Consider the following 18,335-nt stretch of genomic DNA (forward strand, 5'->3'; position numbering starts at 1 on the left):
GACGGGCCGCTCAGTCGTTGAGCGGCAGGCCTTTCTGCAGCAGCTTGTCGCGCAGCGCGGTACGCGCGCGCGACAAGCGGCTGCGCACCGTGCCGATGGGCACGGTAAGCAGCGCCGCCGCGTCTTCGTAGGACATGTTGTCCAGGCCGATCATCAGCAGGATGTCGCGCATGTTCTCGGGCAGTTCGTCCAGCGCTTCCTGCAGCAGTCGCATGGTCTGGGCTTGCGACAGGGCTTCCTCGGGCGTGGCCTCGGAGGCGGCGTGCGCGGCCAGGCTGTCTTCGCCCACGAAGTCGTAGCGGCGTTCGGGGGCTCGCGAGAGATAGTTGCGCACCAGGTTCAGCGCGATGCCGTACAGCCACGTCGACAGCTGCGATTCGCCGCGGAAGGTCTGGTACGAGCGGGCGGCTTCGACGAATGCCTGTTGTGCGAGGTCTTCCGCTTCGGTGGTGTTGCCGATGTGCTTGATGATGAAGCGCTGCAGCCGTCCGCTGTGCTCGCGTATCAAGTCGCGCAGCAGGCGATCGTCTTGGGAGCTCCAGGACGAGCCGCCGCAGGGAGGCTGCGGTATCGCTTCCTGCGAAGCATCGGCGAGGTCCAGGGGGTCGGGCATGAAGTCGAGGCGGAAAGAATTAGGCAGAAAGCGGCTACAAAGTACTACATCACTTGTGTAATTCGCAATTACCGTCATCACGGAATGGGCATTTTGCGAAAAAGACGTCCGCTGCCGCAGGTCGTCCGGACTAACGGGGACGATACGGTGGGCCGGGGGAGACCAGCGTTAGTGCAGGGTTTGCGCCAGCACCGCGGACAGCCAGGCGCGCGCGGTGTCCAGCGAAACGGGGCTTTGCCCGGCGCTGGCGGCCTGGTCGAAACGTTGTTGCATGGCAACGTCTATGACCTGCCGCTTCTGCGCGTCCACGCTGGCAGGGTCGATGCCGGCCTGCGAGCAGGCGGACAGGAATACCGCCGATCCCGTGCTGGCCGAACACGCGAGGCGGGTGGCGAAGTCCACCCCGTCGAGTGCGTGGCGCGAGGTCTGCGCCATGTCCACGGCGAGTTCGATGGTGCGGGCCGAGAGCGGCTTGCCGGGGCTGGCGCTGAGGCCGAGTTCGCGCGAGACCGCGCTTGCGATGCCGTTTCCGTAAGTGCGCGCCAGCGCTTCGGAGAACATGGACACGGTGTCCACGTCGGGCGCCACCCATGCCACGCTGCGGCCGCCGGGCGTGGTGCCCGTGCCCAACACCTGCAGCTGTTCGCCCGCGACGCTGATATAGACGTCGCCGCCGGCCTGCGCCGCCTGGGTAAAGGCGTCGAGTTGCGGAGATCCGGGCGATGGACGGGAGACGGAATCGATTGTCATGCGGGCGGTTATGTCCGGCAGCCTTGTTGGGAGGCGGCGTCTGGTAAGACGCCGGTCCAAGTACGTAACAGCAAGGACGGATTGGTTCCCTGAATGTTTTTGAGCCGAACGATTTTTCGCATATTAGATCATCTGGGACCCCACGCGGCGCGCCCAAGGAGCAAGCAATCGTGAAGAACCCGGCGGGCCGCAAGCTTGGCCTGGAGATGGAAATGGTGGTCGTGCGCCGGGGCAGCGGACGCAGCCATCCGGTGCGGCATTACTTCGAAACCCTTGCGGCGATCAAGCAGGCGCGCGGCGAGGATGCCTCGGTGTACGCGCTGGGCGACCGGGCCGGTGGGGTCGCCGGCCCGGACGGCGACAGCGGCCTGGACAACGGACTCAACCTATTGGAGACCGCTTTTTCTCCGGTAAGAGGCGGTGAGGGCGGACTGGACCGACTGGCCGAGAAGGTGGCCCGCGAACTGGGCGACGTGCGCCGGGCGCTGGCAGATGAAGACGCCATGCTGCTCAACGCGTCCGAACATCCGGACTGCACACTGGATCCCGACTGGTACGCCGCCGTGCGCGCAGATCGTCCCATCTATCGGGAACTGGTCGGCCACCGCGGCTGGCTGCATCGGGCCGGCATCGACGCCAAGGCGCAGAACGGACCGTGCACCGCGGTGGAAATCGGACAGGCGGCCCGAGCCCTGAACGCCGTGCTGGCATTGGCCCCGGCCTGCATCGCGCTGTTCGCCAACAGTCCGCTGCAGGCCGGCCGCATCACCGGACTGAAAGAGAACCGGCTGACCCTGTGGGACCGCATGTTCCGCTACGCGCGCTTCGCCGGCGACCACATGCTGCAGCAATTGCCCGAGCGACCGTTCGACGACCTGGGGGATTATTTCCGCTGGATGTTCGGCGCCGCCACGGCGACGCGCGCCTTGCCGCTGGTGCCCAGCCAGGGGTATAAGTCCGCGGCGTCGGTGTATCTGGCCGGCGATCCGCCCCTGCGGCGGTTCCTGGAATCGACGCATTGGCCGGGCCGGCGCAGCGATACCGGTGAGACCATCGTGCTGCGTCCTCACAGCGGCTATTTCGAATACTCGCAGTTTGCGCATTTCCTGGATGCGCGCTGGCGCTATCGCCTGGCCACCCCCGTGCCCCTGGACGAGCTGCTGGCCGCGTGGAAGCGGCCCGGGGGCATCGAAGAGCTGCATGGGCGTCATGGCGCCGACGGCTACATCGAAGGGCGCGCCTGCGGCGCCGTGTTCGCCGATGAGCAGTTGGTGGGCGAAGCGGGTGCGCAGGTGGCGAGCACGGCCGCACTGGCCCCGTCTGCCGTGCAATGGGGCTTGATGCGCAACCTGGACCAGGCCGAGCGGCTGTGGCGCGAGTGGGGCTGGCTGCGTCTGCGCCGCATGCGGGCCGATGCCATCCGGCACGCCATGGACGACGACGAGGTGCACGCTTTGGCGCGCGACGTGCTGGACGTCGCACGGGCCGGTTTGCCGGAGGGCGAACGCCGCTGGCTGGGCTATGCCGACTACGTGCTGCGTACGCGGCGTACCGGAGCCGACCGCATGCTCGAACTATGGAACGCCGGAACGGGCGGGGCGGCCGAGCGACTGGCGCGCCTGTGCGCGCATCGCGAAGTGGTGGGTTGAGAACGCGTGCGCTGGCGGCATGCGGCGCACGCCCGCGCTTCTTACTGCCCGGTTCTCTTGTTCTCGTAGACCTCGTCCGCGGCCAGCAGAATGTCCACCGGGGGATCGAACCCGATGCTGCGCGCGGTGTCCAGATTCAGCGCGATCTTGGCCGGGTCGATCCAGATCTGGCTGAGCTGGCGCGGCTTGGCGCCGTTGAAGATGCGGGCGATGGTTTCGGCGTGGAACAGGCCCACGTACGAATAATCGGCCTGCGCCAGGCTCATCAGCAGCCCGTCGCGCACTTGCTCGGAACCCAGCATGGCGAAGCTCGGAACCTGCGCGATGCGCAGCACGTCGGCCACCTGGCCCACGGTGGCGGGCGTGATGCCGCGGTGCACCGTGACGTACATGGCGTCGACCTGGCTGCTGAGCTTGCGGTAGCAATCGACGGCGTTCTTCGTGGCTTCTTCCACCGGGATGCCGTTGGACGCCGCGTCGCACGACCTGACCTCGAAGCCGATTTCCTTGGCAACCTGTTCCACCGCGGGCACCGCGGCATAGGTGCGGCCCTCGGGGCTGTTCTCATAGACCAGGCCGAGCGTCTTGAACGGCACGATCTCGCGGAACAGCCGCACCTGGCGCTGGTAGCGTTCGGGCTGCACGCGCGCATGCAGGTTGTCCAGGCCGCTGTCTTCCACGCTCTTGACGATGCGCGCGCCGACAGCGTCGCTGGTCGATGCCACCACCGTGGGCACGGGTGCGCCCAGCATGGCCATGTCCTGGCCGGCCAGCGTGCCCATGGCGATGATCAGATCGACGTCGCGGCGCTCGGACAGGCGCTGCGTGATGGCCTGCCGCACGGCGGGGCGGCGCGCGGCGTCGAAGTTGCCGGGTTGCCACCACGCATCGTCGACGAACTGCAGCGTGTCGCTTTTGGCGTTCTTGGCCAGAAAGGTCCACATGTCGCGGCCGTTCAGGCCGTCTGGAATGGCGGGCACCGTCAGCCAGCCCAGCTGCTGCAGGCCCGCCACGATGACGCGCAGCGTGCGCGGATATTCGCTGTAGTCGCCGCTTTCGAAATAGCCCAGCCGCCACTTGCCGCCGCCCGGCTTGGCCATCGGCGTGGTGGGAAACACGGCGCTGGGTTCGGGCGTCGCGACCTGCGGCTGGGCAGGTTCGGTCTGCTGCGCCTGCGCAGCGGGGGCCAGCACGGCCAGCGAAACGAAAAGGGTGCGGAGCAGTTTGGTCATTCGCGTCGGACCACGATCAACGTGATGTCATCGGATTGTTCGGCGCCGGCCGCGAAGGCCTGGACGTCCTCGAGCAGGCGGCGGGCAATGTCGGTGGCGTTGCCGGGCGGGGCGGACAGCAGGCTCAGCATGCGGGGATCGCCATACTGGCCGCCCTGGCTATTGACGGCCTCGGTGACCCCGTCGGTATAGCCTACCAGCACCTCGCCAGGCCCCACGTGGGCGTACAGCGGCTGATAGACCATGTCCTCCTGCACGCCGCAGGCCGGGCCGCTGCGGCCCTCGAGCATGCGCAGCGTGCCGTCGGCGCCGATCACGATGGGCTTGAGATGGCCGGCATTGGCCCAGGACAGTTCGCCAGTGTCCAGGTCGAGCACGCCCAGCAGCAGCGTGACGAACATCATGTTCGGATTGTTCTCGGCGAGGCGGTTGTTGATCTTCTGCATGATCTGCGCCGGGTCCGTCTCGTCCTCGGCCGTGGCGCGGATGAGCGTGCGCGTGACCGCCATGAACAGCGCGGCGGGCACGCCCTTGTCGGACACGTCGCCGATGGCCAGGCACAGCCTGCCGTCGGGCATCATGAAGTAGTCGTACAGGTCGCCGCCCACCTGCTTGGCGGGCAGCATGGTGGCGTGCAGGTCGACGTGCTGGCGCACGTCGCTGCCCAGTGGCACCGGCAGCAGCCCCAGCTGGATGGCGCGCGCGATGTTCAGTTCGCTTTCGAAGCGCTCGCGCGAGGACGTTTCGTGCATCAGGCGCTGCACGTTCTCGCCCAGCTTGCGCTGCATGAACAGGAACGACGCCGCCAGCCGGCCCACCTCGTCGTGGTGGTGCTGCGGCAGCGTGGCGATGTGCGAGGGCACGGATACGTCGGTGGTGAGGTCTTGTTCGGGCAGCTGGCGCGCGTATTGCGTCAGCGTATCCAGCGGCCGCGCGATGCGCGTGGCCAGCAGCCAGGCGAACACCAGCGCCAGCAGCAGCGTGATGGCGAAGATGACGGCCAGGCGGTTCAGCAGCTGTGTGGCCGGCGCGGTGAAATCGCTTTCGGGCACGGCGGCCACCACCGTCCAGCCCAGCGGCTTGTTGCGCACGGCCTGTATCTGCCAGGGCGCCTTGCCATCGGTGACGCGCAGCGCCTGCGGCCCGCTCCTGCCTGCCTGCGCCAGCAGCTGGCGCAGCGACTGGCCGGAGGGCCGCTCGATGGCGTCCAGCAGACCCATCTTCTGCGCGGGCGGCGGCACCACCATGCGCCCGTTGTCGTCCATGATGAAGACGAAGCCCGAGTGCGCCAGCGTCAGCTGCGACAGCGTGCTGCGCATGGCCGATTCCATCTGCGCGCGGCGCCCCTGCACCTGCTCGATGATGTCCTGCGCGCTGTCGGTGACGACGAACACCCAGTCCCATTGCCGGAAATAGCCGAAGTAGGCATAGCGCGTTTCGGGCTCGCCCTCGATGCCCGGCAGCGGCCAGCGGTAGATGGCGAAACCGTAGCCCAGCCGCCGGGTTTCTTCGTACAGGGCCTCTGCCAGCGGACGGCCCTTGATGTCGCGCGCGGGCCCCAGGTCGAGGTCGGTCATGGCGTTGTTGCCGGTGGCCAGGACCGAATAGCTGGCGTCATAGACGAAGGCGTAGCGCCGGTCGTCGAGCTTGAGGCGGTTGATCCACGCCCGCGCCATGCCTTTGGCCGCGCCCTGCGTCATCACGCCGCGCTCGGCCATGTCGGCATAGCCGGCCAGTACCGTCGAGATGGTGGCGCCCGCCTGAACCAGCTGCCGGCGCCCGGTGCGCACGCTGCTGATCTTGTCGTCCAGCAGCGCGCTCCAGCGCGCCTCGGTGTCGCGCATCACCAGGTTCAGCACGTTGTCGACCGCGTGCCGCTCGCCGGCTTCGACGGTGCGCGTGACATCGCGCTGCGTGAGCAGCATGACGAAGGCTGCCAGCACCAGCAGGATCGCGACGACAAGCAGGAAGATCTTGCCGCGTAAGGAGCGCATCAACATGGTGGGAGTGGGGAAGTGTTGCGGGGTTACTTCAGTGTTGCGGATTCGGTGTTGCAGATTCGGTGCTACGGATTTGCTTCGGTGTTGCGCGGATGCCGCCGCGCGGGCCGCAACGACGATGCAAAGTGGAAGCAAAATACATCAATTGTAAAATGTCGGCTACGCTTTCGTGTGAATTCTTGCGGTCTATAACCAACATGCGTAACGAACCCATGCAGATGGTGCTGGAAGGCCTGCGGCGCCGTCCTGTACTGGAAGTCACACTGGCGTGCCTCGCGGTGCTGCTGCTGGCCCAGGCCCTCATCGGGGCGCTCAGTCTCTCCGCGTTGAATCGACTCGTGGCGGATACCACCGCCGATCGCGTCGAAGTGGCCACCCGTCAGGTGGCGGGCGGCATACAGAACGGCCTGCGGCTGGGCAAGCCGCTGGGTCAGTTCTTCGGCCTCAGCAATCAGTTGCGCGAAGGCGTCGGCGCCGCGCGCGACGTGCATGGCGCGGTGGTCGTCGTGGCGGATGGCCGGCCGGTGGCGGCCCAGGGCCGCCCCGTCGCCGCGCTGGATGCGCTTGCGCGCGCGTTGCGTGCGCCGGCGGGCGCGCCCCTGCCGGAAGGTGTCGCACGGCGCGGCAGCGGCACCCTTGTCTCCAATGCCGAAGGCATGGTCACCGTGGCGGTGCCGCTCATCGATGGCACCGGCCAGCTCGCGGGCGCGGTCATGCTGTCCGTGGCGCCCGACGTGGCGGCCACCCGGCAATTGCTGCTGGACAACATCAAGGTGCTGCTGCTGGTCACGGCGGTCGTGGGGCTGGGCCTTGCCGCGGCCTTCAAATACGCCATCCCGCTGACCACGCTGGCCACGGGCGGGCGTGCGCGGTTCCTGGTGCCTCTGGCCGCGCTGCTGGTGGCGCAGGGCGTGTATGCCGGCTACACCATCTCCACCTTCCGCAGCGCTTCGCTGGACGTGGCGCGCGGCAACATCACCGCGCTTGCCGAAGGCCTGCAGCGCGACCTCAACCGCGTCATCGGCTACGGCATTCCCCTGGACCGCATGCGCGGCATCGAAAAGCAGTTCGCGCGTCTGGCCGGCACTTTCCCGGCCATCAGCACCATCGATCTTGTGCAGGACGGCCGCGTGCTGAACCGCGCCGACGCCAACGGCGCGCTGCCCGCCAAGGGCCTGCCGCGCGCCGCCGAAGTCGCCGACGACCTGACGCTGGTGCTGCCGCTGTCGGGGCAGTTCGGGGCCTCCACCATCCGGGGCAGTCTCGTCCTGCACCTCTCCGAGGACGTGATCGCCGCCGGCGTGCGCGGCCGGGTGATCGACGCCGCCACCGTGGTGCTGGTGGCGCTGGTGGCCGCTGTCGAGATGCTGCTGCTGCTGTCGCTGCTGATGAACCGCGCGTTCTCGGCGCGCGGCTTCAATCCCGAAGGCAAGCACGTCGGCCCGGACGACGTGTCCGAGATCGGGCGCATCGCGCGCCCCGTGATGTTCGGCTTCCTGTTCGCGTGGGCGCTGCCGCTGGGCTTCCTGCCGCTGTATGCGCGCAGCCTGTCCACCGGCGGTCTCGACCTGCCGGCCAACCTCATGATGGCGCTGCCCATTTCCGTAGAGATGGGCTGCGGCCTGCTGACCGCGCTGCTGGCCGGCGGCCTCACCGATCGCAGGGGCTGGCACGTGCCGGTGCTGGGGGGCCTGGGTGTGTCGTTCCTGGGCCTGGTGGCCTGCGCCGCCGCACCCAGCCTGCCGTGGTTTTCCGCCGCGCGCGGCCTGGTCGGGCTGGGCTATGGCCTGACCTGGATGGGCCTGCAGGGCTTCGTGGTCACCAGCAGTCCCGCGCAGTACCGCGGCCGCAACATGACGGGCGTCATCGCCGGCCTGTTCGCGGGCCACCTGTCGGGCGCCGCGGTGGGCGCCATGCTGATGGAGCAGCTCGGTTTCCGGGCGGTGTTCGTGGTGGGCGCGGTGATGCTGGTGATGCCGCTGCTGGGCGTGCTGGTGCTGATGCGGCCTTACATGGAACGCGCGGCGGCCAGGGCTCGCGCATCGGTGCCGCGCGCGCGTGCGCGGCTGTCCGAAACGCTCAGCCTGCTGTGCACGCGCGACTTCGGTCTGCTGTTGCTCGGCAGCGTGATCCCGTTCTCGATCGCCCAGGTCGGCCTGCTGTCCTTCGCGCTGCCCCTGTATCTCGAGGCCGAGGGCGTGGCCGCGTCCAGCATCGGCCGCGTGCTGATGATCTACGGCGTGTGCGTCATCTACCTGGGGCCGCTGATGGGCCGCATGGTCGATCGTTCCAACAGCGCCAAGAAGTACTGGATCGTGATCGGCGGCGTGGTCGGCAGCGCCGGCATGCTGGGCCTGTACTTCAACAGCGGGTTGCTGGCCGCTTCGTGCGCCGTGCTGATGCTGGCGCTGGCCAGTTGCTTCTCGGGCGCGTCGCAGTCGCCGTACATGCTGGCCCTGCCCGACGTGCAGCGCTATGGCGCGGCCGGCGCCACCAGCGTGCTGCGCGCCGCGGACAAGCTGGGCCAGATGGCGGGTCCGCTGGTGGTGGGAGCCATGTTCGGCGCGGCCGGCATGGGCGCCGGCCTGGCCATCACCGGCGTGATCTATCTGCTGGCGACCTTGCTGTTCCTGGCCTTTGCGCCGGCGCGTGCGCGCCAGCAGACGGCCGGCGCCGCCACGACGGCCTGAGCGGCGTCGCGACCACGTGCCGCGCCGCATGGCGCGGCATGAGCCCTCAGGAAGAACGCGCGGCTCAGTCGCGGGCCGTAAACGGCACGCGCGCCGTCAGGCCGGTAAGCAGTTCCGCCGCGATGGTGCCCGCCGACGCTGCCACGGTCTCCACGGGCAGGTCCGGCGTGCCCCACAGCACCACCGGCATGCCGGGGGCCGCATGGTCGATGCCGTCCAGGTCGATGATCATCACGTCCATGGTGACGCGGCCCAGCAGCCGCGTGCGTCGTCCGCCTGCCAGCACCGGCGTGCCCGTGCCCGCATGTCGCGGGTAGCCATCGCCGTAGCCGCAGCTGACCAAACCTACACGCATGTCCCGCGATGCCACGAAGGCCGCGCGGTAGCCGATGCTGGCGCCGGCCGGCAGGGTCTGCACCGCGAACAGGCGCGCGGTAAGCGTCATCGCGGGACGCAGGCCCAGGGCGGGTCCGTCTATGCCCGCCAGCGGACTGACGCCATACAGCGCGATGCCCGGACGGACCCAGTCGGTGGCGCATACATGACCGGGATGGCGCAGCAGCGCCGCCGAATTGCAGGTGGACACCAGCCCCGGCAGGCCGGCGATCACCTGCCGGAAACGCGCGTCCGCTTCGGCCACGCCGTCTTCGTCCTCGGCACGCGCGTAATGGCTGAGATGGCCGATGGCGCCGATGCGGTGCTGGGCCGCCAGCGCGGTGCAGCGGGCATAGGCGCGCGCATAGGCCTCGTCGCTGAAACCGGCAAGGCGGATATCGCCGTCATAGCGCAGCCACACGGCCGGCGCATCGGGGCGGGGTGGGCAGCTTGCCAGCCAATCGAGCTGTGCTTCGTGCGAGATGACCAGGTGCAGATCGGCCAGGTCGAGCTGTGCAATGTCTTCTTCGGCCAGCAGGCCGCCGTACACCAGGATGGGGCCTTGCCATCCTGCGGCGCGGCAGGCGTGCGCTTCGGGCAGTTGCTGTACCGCGATGCCGTCCGCTTGGCCGAGGCCGGGCATGGCCAGCGACAGGCCGTGCCCATAGGCATCGGCCTTGGCCGTGGCCCAGATGCGGGGCGCGGGCGAAGCGGCGCCGGCGTGGGCGCGTATGACTGCCAGGTTATGGGCGATGGCGTCGGCGTCGACGCTGGCCTGTATGCGCGTGCCGGCCACGAAGGACGGGAGCCAGCGTGCGTTCATCGCCACACCGGGCTGGCCGGGCGACGACCGGCGTTGGGGCCGGGGCTGGGACGCATGCGGGCTCCGGAATTCGGATGAAGGGGCGCCATCATACCGTTCTCGTGTCCTTTGGTTGCAAAGTTCGCGTAACTTGCACCTAAGTGACACCCGCGCGGAAAAAGTTCCGCCGCGGAGAGATCAGGTCTGCATGATCATGGTGAGGCGGTTCCAGTCGCCGTCGCGCTGGTAGGCCAGTTCGTGCAGGTAATGACGCATCAACCGGGTGCCGTGGCCGCCGATCGCGGCGTCGTCCAGGGTAAGGGCCAGGTCCGGCACGGCGGCCTGGGTGGGATCGTAGGCCATTCCATTGTCGGCCACGTCCAGCAGGATGCGTTCCCCATCGCGCCTGCAGGCCAGCCTGACCGAGGGGGCGGAGCCGTCGACCTGCCGCGCCTGGAACGCGTACGAGACGATGTTGGTGAGTGCTTCGTCCAGGCTGAGCGTAAGCCCGAATACCGTCTTGGCTGGCCAACCTTCGCGTTCTGCAATGCCTTCCAGCCACTGGGTGGCCAGCGTTACCGCCTGGGCGTCCGGAGTCAGTTCTAGCGTATCGGGCTGAGGGGGCATAAGTGCCTTGGTGTCAGTGTTCGCAGTGCAGGTAACAAGTATGCACGAATGCAGCCTTGCGCCTATACAGTTTTTCATCGTAAAGCCATTGCCACCGTGCCTCGCGTATCATCTTGCCAAAGCGCGGGCCGCGACGCCCGCCACTAGCCACGAACTCCAACCTTGGGAAAACACCCATGAATCTCGCGACCGACAAAATCGGAGAGGTGCTTCTGGTCATGCCGGAAGGTCAGATCAACAGCGCCAATGCCGCCGGTATCGAAGCCGACCTGATGGCGCAGATCGACAAGGGCGCGCAAAAAGTCGTGCTGGACCTGGGCCGGCTCGACTACATCTCCAGCGCCGGCCTGCGCGTGGTGCTGGTGCTTGCCAAGAAACTGAAGCAGTTGTCCGGTTCCCTGGTGCTGTGCAACATCCAGCCCCAGGTGCGCGAAGTGTTCGACATCAGCGGCTTCCTGGCCATTCTTACGGTCACCGACACGCGCGAACAGGCGTTGCAAAAGCTGGCCTGATCAGTAGCGCGTTGGCCCCGACAAGTTCCATGTAAAAGCCTCGCCAGAGTTCTGGTCGAGGCTTTTATTTTGGGCGATCCACGGTCGAACCCGGTTATTGCCCCATTCGTCGCCATTGATAACAGGCACGCGACGCCGGGGCGGAAAATACCTGTAATTTGTGTGTCGAAGCAAATGATGTAACGCTCCCCTGGGGGAAGGGTGTTACGGCTTCAACGTTGCGAAGCATTTTCGTCACACCTGCTTTCTAGCATCGTCGCGGTACGTCGGCAGCCCATGCCGACGTTTTCTGGAAAGCAGATCCCCGCAATGGACATATCCTCAGCGGCATCGGCCGCCAATCACACCGTGCGCGTGCGGATTGCCGGCGCGCCTCCAGGCATACTCTTTCGCGCGATGCAGGGACATGAGCAGCTCTCGCAGCTGTTCGAGTTCCAGGTCGACGTGCTCTATGACGGCATGGGCCTGGACCTGCGCAGCTTGCTGGGCAAATCGCTGACGCTCGAGATCGACACCGACGAGCTCGGCGGCACCCGCTATCTGAACGGCCAGATCACACGCTTCATGCTGGCCGGCAAGGAAACGTCGACACAGCGCTATTACCTTTACCGCGCCACCGTGCGGCCATGGCTGTGGTCCGCGTCGCGGCGCGAAGACTTCCGCATCTTCCAGGAGAAGAGCGTTCCCGACATCGTCGAGGAAGTGCTCAAGCCTTACGGACACGCCATCGCGCGCAAACTGTCCGATTCATATCGGCCGTGGACGTATTGCGTGCAGTACGGCGAAAGCGACTTCGACTTCGTCAGTCGGCTGCTGGAGCACGAGGGCATCTATTACTGGTTCAAGCACTCGCAGGGCCGCCACGATCTGGTGCTGGCCGACGACATGTCGGCGCACGAGGCCTCGCCCGGCTGCGAATCGTTGCCGTACTACGCCAGCGACCGCCAGAGCGTGCCCGACGAGTCGTACGTGACCGACCTGCGCGTGGGCGAGGAAGTGCGCTCGGGCGAGTACGTCACCGACGACTACAACTTCGAGAATCCGAAGGCCGCGCTGGTTTCGACCCAGCGCAATCCCGCCGGTCATGACGAGGCCGCGCATCAGGTGTACCAATGGCCCGGCGACTATACCGACCCTGACCAGGGCCAGGTGTATGCGCGTGTGCGCATGGAAGAGTTGCACCAGCAGCGCGAGCAGGCCGAACTGCGCAGCAACGTGCGCGGCCTGGCCACGGCTTCGACGTTCACGCTGCGCAATTGCCCGCGCGATGCCGAGAACCGCAAGTACATGGTGGTCGGCACGCGCTATGCGCTGCGCGAGGGCGGTTATTACTCGCAGTCTGGAGGCGGGTTCCTGCCGACGAGCGTGGCGGCGCTCGGCGACGCCGCGACGCAGAACGCCGACCAGGGCACCGTCTGCGACTTCGACCTGATCATCCAGCCTGCCACGCTGCCCTATCGCCCGCCACGCGTGACGCGCAAACCGCGCACGCTGGGCCCTCAGACCGCCGTGGTCACCGGCCCGGCCGGCGAAGAGATCTGGACAGACCGATACGGCCGCGTCAAGGTGCACTTCCACTGGGACCGCACGGGCCCGCGCGACGAGAACAGCTCTTGCTGGATCCGCGTGTCCAATCCCTGGGCCAGCTCGGGCTTCGGCGGCATCCAGGTGCCCCGCATCGGCGACGAGGTGGTGGTGGATTTCCTCAACGGCGATCCCGACTTTCCCTTGATCACCGGCCGTGTCTACAACGCGTCAAACATGCCGCCATGGGAACTGCCGGGCAACGCCACGCAGATGGGCCTGATGTCGCGTTCCACGCCGCAAGGCGATCCGAACAACGCCAACGCCATCCGCTTCGAAGACAAGATGGGCGCGGAGCAGTTGTGGATCCACGCCGAGCGCAACCAGGATATCGAGGTCGAGAAGGACGAAACCCACTGGGTGGGGCAGGACCGCAAGAAGACCATCGATCGCGACGAGACCGTCAACGTCAAGCGCGACCGCACCGAGACGGTGGATCGCGACGAGACCATCACCGTGCACGGCCAGCGCACCGAGACGGTGGACAAGGACGAGACCATCACCATTCACCAGAATCGCAAGGAACGGGTCGACCTGAACGAGAACGTGTCGATCGGCGTGGACCGTAGCGAAGACGTGGGCAACAACGAGACGATCTCGATCGGCCAGAACCGTAGCGTGACGATTGGCGGCAACAAATTCGAGACCGTGGCGCTGGCCAAGGCGGAGACCATCGGCCTGGCCAAGGCGCTGACCACGGGCCTGGCCTATCAGGTCACCGTGGGTGCGGCCATGAACACGACGGTGGCATTGAGCCAGTCCCAGCAGATCGGCATGTCCAAGCATACGGACGTGGGCAAGAAGTACACCATTCGTGCCGGCGACGAACTGGAGATCGTGGTGGGCAAGGCCAGCCTGCTGATGAAATCGGACGGGACTGTGCTGATCAACGGTTCCAATTTCAATTTCACAGCCAGCGGCCCTGTCCAGCTCAATGGCAAGAACGTCGATATCAACTGACGGATGACGATGATGCCGCGACCATCGTTCCACCATGTTGGCGTGCATCTTGGCGGCCGCCTCCGGCAGCAGGATTGATCATGGAATTTTGCAACCTCACGCCGTTCGACACGCTGTGTTATGGCGCACTCGATCCCAATGACGATGAGCATCAGGTCATCGCCATGAAAGTCGGCTATCGGCTTGCACGCCAGGCTGGCGGTTCGTGGCAGGCGCAGGTCATCGACGACGATCCGGTGCCGTTGTGTGTGGGGGATGAGTTCTGGGCGGAGCCCGGCGAGTCCAGCGTGCGGCAGGAGAGCGACCTGGCGCCGTTCAAGCCAAAGTGCGATGTCCTGGTCATTGGCCAGGCTTATGCACCCGGTGGGCGTGCTGCCGCGCAGTGGGAGACAAGACTGAGGGTTTCTGTCCTTCAGGCGCGGCCGCCCGCGAGCGTCTACTACGAGCCGAAAGCGCAATGGCAGCCTGGTCGGCAGCGGTACGTGAACCGGCCGGAGGCGATGCGCACCACAGCGAAGGCGCTGCAGGACAAAGAAGAAAAAGTGCTGTTGGACAAGCGTTTGTGGATACTTGCGCCGCATGCGTTTCGCCGCCACCTGTTGGCGCCGGGTTGGAAACGTACGCCTGCGCAGCCCATCACTGAATTGCCCCTGCGATGGGAGCATGCGTTTGGTGGAACGAGCATCGTACGTGACGCAGCGGATCCCGACGCCGGGCCGCTGCTCAACGAAGTGTGTTTCAGCAATCCGCTGGGTTGTGGTTGGATGGAGAAGCGCGACCCGCGTGCCTCGCGCAATGCGCGGCAGCAGGATGGGTGCGAGATCGCGGCGCCCCAGATCGTGCCGCCCGGCGAGCCGTTGCCTGCGCCCATCGTTGCCGCACATCCCGAAGGGCCTTGCGATGCCATGCGGATGGCCGAGCTGGCCCAGGCTTACGGCGCAATGCCTGCCGGCTATGGGCCGTTGGGCCGCGCCTGGGCGCCACGCCTGGCCCAGGCCGGCACATACGACGATGCCTGGCTGCAATCGCGCCATCCGGGGTTGCCGCGCGATATCGACTTCCATTATTGGAATGGCGCCCCGGCCGACCAGCAAGTGCCTTATCTGCCGCCCGATTTCTGCCTGGAAGCCTGGAACTTGACGCCACACGCCACGACGGGCGGCTATGTGCGCGTGGTCATGCCTGGCCATCGGCCGTTCTTGCTGATGCGGATGGCAAGCGGCGTGATGCTGCCTCTGCCCATGATCACGGATACCGCCATTCTGGATACCGAAGCCATGACCTTGACACTGACGCACCGTGCCTGGCTCCCGGCAGGCACGCCTGCCATTCGCGCGCTGGAGGCGCGTTTCGAAGTCGATCCGGCAGCGCCGCTGCTCAAGCGCGCGCCGTCCAGACCCTCGGCCTTGCAGGAGGCATGACATGGCCCAGGACTACATGGCCCGCAAGCAGACGAAATGGAAAGTGGTGAGTATTGCTCCCGACGTCTGCAAGACGCCGATGGGCAGTTCGATACCGCCGGTGCCTTACCCGGTGACGGCACAGCTGGTGTCGGCACAGGGCGTGACCAGGACGGTGCGCACGAACGGCCATCCGCTCGTGGTGTACGACATGAGCCTTACGCCCACCACGATCGGCGATGCGGCCGGCCGTGCCTACGGCATCCAGAGCGGCACTGTGGAGGGCAGGTGCTATCCGATCGAACATAGCGGCACGGTCCGTGCGGAAGGCAAGCTGCTGGTGCGCCACGGCGACATGTTCTGGATGAACGGAAAGTGAGGGGGCACCGATCGGCGCTGCAGTGTCGCAAGCGCGCAGCATCCAGGAACAAGGTGGCCTATGGCGCTCGAGGTTGATATTGGCGGCTCCATGGCCGCACGTGTTGCGCCCAATGGCAACAACCTGACGCTGTTTCAGAGAGCCGACGGAGTCAGGCTGAACGTCTGGTCGCCGGACAACCAGACCGAACTCGCCAGCGGCATGCTCAGTTATGACGAGTACGCCAAGCTGCGCAAGGACAACCCCGAACTGAACCTGCCAGACTGGCAGCCCCCCAAGGTCAGGCAGCCGGGCACGAATGCCAATGGCAATACTGTGGGCCGGGTTGTCGGCCAGGCCGGCGGCAGCGGCAAGCCGGCGGCGCAATCCAACCCGCCGGTCGAGCCGGAGTCCGACAATGAAGGGGTCACCGGCGAGAAGGTGCTGGATGGCTTGCAGCTCGGGCTGGATGCGGTGGGCCTCATTCCAGGCGTGGGCGAGTTTGCAGACTTGGCCAATGCCGGCGTCAGCGCGCTGCGAGGCGATTTTGTCGGTGCCGGCCTGTCCCTGGCCGCTGCAATTCCTTTTGTCGGCTGGGGCGCGACGACCGCCAAGGTGGGGCGCAAGGGCCTGCATGCCGTCGAGACTACGGCTGAGGCCGCTGCAAAAAAGGGCGCCAAGGAAACGCCTCCTCCCAAGGAACGCCCAAAGAAGGACGAAGACGACGGTGGCAAAAGCCAGGGCAAGAAGAAGCCCGATTGCGGCCGGATCGGCGTTTACAAGAACAAGAAGGACTTCGACAATACCGACACCAATTGGGATCACGTGCCGTCGGGGCGCGCGCTGGAACAGGCTGCCGAGAACAAGCTCAAAGCCATGCCTGGGCAAGGCAACAAGTCCATGTGGAGTTCCTTGACGGCGGCGCAGCGCAAGAAGGTGTTGAATGCTGCGCGCAACGAGGCCTATACCATCAATATTCCGGCAGACGTGCACAAGAACAGCAGCCTTACCTGGGGCAGCCGCAACAAGCCACGCTACGGTCCCGACGCTGGCAACCTGCGCGAGGCCATGATGCGCGACATGGACGCCCTCGAGGAAGCGATGAAAAACTCGGACCATCCTTGCCGCAAGCAATATTCTGCCGCGCGGCGCGCGATGCAGCGGATCGACCCGGACAAGCATTTGCAAGACATCATCAACATCACGATTAGAGGTTTCTGACCATGCCGATCGACATCGAAAAGGCTGTTTCTTTCATTGGATTGCCTTGCAGCGCTCCGGATCTTGACGACTTCCTGCAGCAGTCGGGCCAGAAGAAGCGCCTCACGAGCAAGGACCGTCCTCTGGCCACCGTCGGGCTGGACAGCGAAGCGGTACAGATGCAGTTCACCGATTCCTACGAAGAAACCCATGGCCCGGCGCGCGGCGAGGGCTTTCTGTTCCTGGAAGACGTGACCGTGCAGAATGGAAAGTACGAAGAGGACGTCGGCGCTTTTACGGGAACGCTGCCCTACGGCTTGCGCCTGGATATGAAAGAAGCCGATATCGTCCGGGCCATGGGCCAGCCCTCCAGCCAAGGTGAGTTCCTGGGCGCGCATTTCCTTAACTACGATGCTGTGCTGCCCGGTATAGACCTGATTTTCCGCCTGGACAAAAAGACGCGTGAGATCACTTTCATCCGCTTTTCCGCGATGGAGCTTCGGTGAGCGACTCCGCATGCCTCATCGATGCGCAGTTGGTGATGTCGGCGTTGGGACGCGGCATAGAAGACCCAGATCTGCTTCGGCGCTTCGCCCAGGCGTCCTTGTTCAACTGGCCGGACCCGGATGACGATAGGCTCGGCGCCACAGTCGAAGAATACTGGCGATACGGCTTCACCCTGGAATTCGACGATACGCAGGCGCAGGAGCGCCTGCTCGGTGTGTCGGGAATCCAAGGGCCGCTCGCCGTATCGGCCGTGCTGTTCTATTCGGCGGGTGTAGGCGGGCATGCCGGATGGAAGCAGCCCTTGCCTTACGGGCTGTCGTTCGGCATGGGGGCTGCCGATCTGGAAAGAAAGCTGGGGCGCCCTCGCGCCACGCGGGCGCCCTATGGGCCCAGGGTCGATCAATTCCTGGTCGATGCGTACGTGCTTGATGTGTGCCATTCGCCTGACAACGAGAGCGGTATCGATTTTTTCTCGTTTCGGCTAAAGAACATCTATGAAAAGGAAGAGGCCCCCGTCAGCGAGCTCGACTGGGAGCCCTTGGCGCAAGCGATAGGCAGGCCCGTTGCCGACCCGATGGTATTGCAGCTTGCTTCGGCCTTTGCCGCAGCCCCCGTGACCCCGCTCGACCTGTCCGGCCACGAAAACACGCAGTTCCATCTGCAATCCGGACTGTCATTCTATGCCCTACCAGCGGCCGAACTGGGGGGCGTAGGCAACCAGAAATGCTTTGCGGGCTTCAAGATGGCCCGCGCAGGCGTATATGGGTCAAAGGGCTATTCAGGAAAACTGCCGTTTGGCCTTGTCTTCGCCGACGGCCCGGACGCCATCCGAGCCAAACTGCCCGTTACGGCGCAACAGGCTGGCTTCGAGGCGAACGGACGCTTTACCTGCAGGGCCGACAACTATTTCTTCCATGTGCATTACAGCTTGATATTCTGGCAGATCATCAGTGTTTCGGTATTTCATGTGCGTATGGAACCTGAGCTTGGCTGACGCTGCGGGATCGCCGTGGCGGGTTTTCATATGTGCGACAGGATCTATGGTGAACTGGACGCTGGCAAGACGTTTCCCTTGG

At 65.8% G+C, this 18,335-nt stretch carries 15 protein-coding genes; 9 read left to right on the top strand and 6 right to left on the bottom strand.

The window, feature by feature from the left end:
• Positions 1-10: 10 nt before the first annotated feature.
• Positions 11-613: an RNA polymerase sigma factor gene (locus CAL15_RS03785; RefSeq protein WP_086077360.1), complete on the bottom strand. Its 603-nt coding sequence runs from the start codon at positions 611-613 to the stop codon at positions 11-13.
• 168 nt (positions 614-781) lie between these two features.
• Positions 782-1,363, bottom strand: a complete 582-nt coding sequence (locus tag CAL15_RS03790; protein WP_086077361.1) for a hypothetical protein — start codon at positions 1,361-1,363, stop codon at positions 782-784.
• A 206-nt stretch (positions 1,364-1,569) separates the two neighbouring features.
• On the opposite strand from CAL15_RS03790, the gene CAL15_RS03795 reads away from it, so the two are divergent.
• Complete coding sequence (locus tag CAL15_RS03795) at positions 1,570-3,012, top strand: glutamate-cysteine ligase family protein (RefSeq protein ID WP_420042548.1); 1,443 nt, start codon at positions 1,570-1,572, stop codon at positions 3,010-3,012.
• Between the two features lie 41 nt (positions 3,013-3,053).
• Here CAL15_RS03795 and CAL15_RS03800 read toward each other — a convergent pair whose 3' ends face one another.
• Both CAL15_RS03800 and CAL15_RS03805 read right to left on the bottom strand, forming a co-directional pair.
• Entirely contained in the window at positions 3,054-4,244 is a 1,191-nt protein-coding gene (locus CAL15_RS03800) for an ABC transporter substrate-binding protein (RefSeq protein ID WP_086077363.1), read from the bottom strand.
• On the bottom strand, positions 4,241-6,244 hold the full coding sequence (locus CAL15_RS03805) for a SpoIIE family protein phosphatase (protein WP_086077364.1): 2,004 nt from the start codon (positions 6,242-6,244) through the stop codon (positions 4,241-4,243). The genes CAL15_RS03800 and CAL15_RS03805 overlap by 4 nt, the downstream gene beginning before the upstream one ends.
• Positions 6,245-6,441: 197 nt before the next feature.
• On the opposite strand from CAL15_RS03805, the gene CAL15_RS03810 reads away from it, so the two are divergent.
• Positions 6,442-8,934: an MFS transporter gene (locus tag CAL15_RS03810; protein WP_198299142.1), complete on the top strand. Its 2,493-nt coding sequence runs from the start codon at positions 6,442-6,444 to the stop codon at positions 8,932-8,934.
• 64 nt (positions 8,935-8,998) lie between these two features.
• Here CAL15_RS03810 and alr read toward each other — a convergent pair whose 3' ends face one another.
• Positions 8,999-10,132, bottom strand: coding sequence for an alanine racemase (gene alr / locus CAL15_RS03815; RefSeq protein ID WP_086077365.1), 1,134 nt, complete (start codon positions 10,130-10,132; stop codon positions 8,999-9,001).
• A gap of 177 nt (positions 10,133-10,309) precedes the next feature.
• On the bottom strand, positions 10,310-10,738 hold the full coding sequence (locus CAL15_RS03820) for an ATP-binding protein (RefSeq protein ID WP_086077366.1): 429 nt from the start codon (positions 10,736-10,738) through the stop codon (positions 10,310-10,312).
• A gap of 176 nt (positions 10,739-10,914) precedes the next feature.
• On the opposite strand from CAL15_RS03820, the gene CAL15_RS03825 reads away from it, so the two are divergent.
• The 7 genes from CAL15_RS03825 to CAL15_RS03855 all read left to right on the top strand — a co-directional run bounded on the left by CAL15_RS03825 (position 10,915) and on the right by CAL15_RS03855 (position 18,253).
• Positions 10,915-11,250 carry an STAS domain-containing protein gene (locus CAL15_RS03825; protein ID WP_086077367.1) on the top strand — a complete coding sequence of 112 codons (336 nt, stop codon included), beginning with the start codon at positions 10,915-10,917 and terminating at the stop codon, positions 11,248-11,250.
• A 309-nt stretch (positions 11,251-11,559) separates the two neighbouring features.
• Complete coding sequence (locus CAL15_RS03830) at positions 11,560-13,794, top strand: type VI secretion system Vgr family protein (protein ID WP_086077368.1); 2,235 nt, start codon at positions 11,560-11,562, stop codon at positions 13,792-13,794.
• A gap of 80 nt (positions 13,795-13,874) precedes the next feature.
• Complete coding sequence (locus CAL15_RS03835) at positions 13,875-15,215, top strand: DUF2169 family type VI secretion system accessory protein (RefSeq protein WP_086077369.1); 1,341 nt, start codon at positions 13,875-13,877, stop codon at positions 15,213-15,215.
• A gap of 1 nt (position 15,216) precedes the next feature.
• A complete protein-coding gene (locus CAL15_RS03840) occupies positions 15,217-15,573 on the top strand; it encodes a DUF4150 domain-containing protein (RefSeq protein ID WP_086077370.1) in 357 nt (118 codons plus the stop codon).
• Positions 15,574-15,633: 60 nt separating this feature from the next.
• Positions 15,634-16,773, top strand: coding sequence for a hypothetical protein (locus CAL15_RS03845; protein ID WP_086077371.1), 1,140 nt, complete (start codon positions 15,634-15,636; stop codon positions 16,771-16,773).
• 2 nt (positions 16,774-16,775) lie between these two features.
• Positions 16,776-17,258, top strand: a complete 483-nt coding sequence (locus tag CAL15_RS03850) for a hypothetical protein (protein ID WP_086077372.1) — start codon at positions 16,776-16,778, stop codon at positions 17,256-17,258.
• Positions 17,255-18,253 (top strand): hypothetical protein, encoded by a 999-nt coding sequence (locus CAL15_RS03855; RefSeq protein WP_086077373.1) that lies wholly within the window; start codon positions 17,255-17,257, stop codon positions 18,251-18,253. The genes CAL15_RS03850 and CAL15_RS03855 overlap by 4 nt, the downstream gene beginning before the upstream one ends.
• Positions 18,254-18,335 lie beyond the last annotated feature (82 nt).

Source organism: Bordetella genomosp. 13, assembly GCF_002119665.1.
GTDB lineage: Bacteria > Pseudomonadota > Gammaproteobacteria > Burkholderiales > Burkholderiaceae_B > Bordetella.

Coding starts and splice junctions, on each gene's coding strand:
- CAL15_RS03800 (WP_086077363.1), bottom strand. CDS start 4,244: ATGACCAAACTGCTCCGCACCCTTTTCGTTTCGCTGGCCGTGCTGGCC.
- alr (WP_086077365.1), bottom strand. CDS start 10,132: ATGAACGCACGCTGGCTCCCGTCCTTCGTGGCCGGCACGCGCATACAG.
- CAL15_RS03840 (WP_086077370.1), top strand. CDS start 15,217: ATGGCCCAGGACTACATGGCCCGCAAGCAGACGAAATGGAAAGTGGTG.
- CAL15_RS03790 (WP_086077361.1), bottom strand. CDS start 1,363: ATGACAATCGATTCCGTCTCCCGTCCATCGCCCGGATCTCCGCAACTC.
- CAL15_RS03845 (WP_086077371.1), top strand. CDS start 15,634: ATGGCGCTCGAGGTTGATATTGGCGGCTCCATGGCCGCACGTGTTGCG.
- CAL15_RS03805 (WP_086077364.1), bottom strand. CDS start 6,244: ATGTTGATGCGCTCCTTACGCGGCAAGATCTTCCTGCTTGTCGTCGCG.
- CAL15_RS03795 (WP_420042548.1), top strand. CDS start 1,570: ATGGAAATGGTGGTCGTGCGCCGGGGCAGCGGACGCAGCCATCCGGTG.
- CAL15_RS03810 (WP_198299142.1), top strand. CDS start 6,442: ATGCGTAACGAACCCATGCAGATGGTGCTGGAAGGCCTGCGGCGCCGT.
- CAL15_RS03820 (WP_086077366.1), bottom strand. CDS start 10,738: ATGCCCCCTCAGCCCGATACGCTAGAACTGACTCCGGACGCCCAGGCG.
- CAL15_RS03835 (WP_086077369.1), top strand. CDS start 13,875: ATGGAATTTTGCAACCTCACGCCGTTCGACACGCTGTGTTATGGCGCA.
- CAL15_RS03825 (WP_086077367.1), top strand. CDS start 10,915: ATGAATCTCGCGACCGACAAAATCGGAGAGGTGCTTCTGGTCATGCCG.
- CAL15_RS03830 (WP_086077368.1), top strand. CDS start 11,560: ATGGACATATCCTCAGCGGCATCGGCCGCCAATCACACCGTGCGCGTG.
- CAL15_RS03850 (WP_086077372.1), top strand. CDS start 16,776: ATGCCGATCGACATCGAAAAGGCTGTTTCTTTCATTGGATTGCCTTGC.
- CAL15_RS03785 (WP_086077360.1), bottom strand. CDS start 613: ATGCCCGACCCCCTGGACCTCGCCGATGCTTCGCAGGAAGCGATACCG.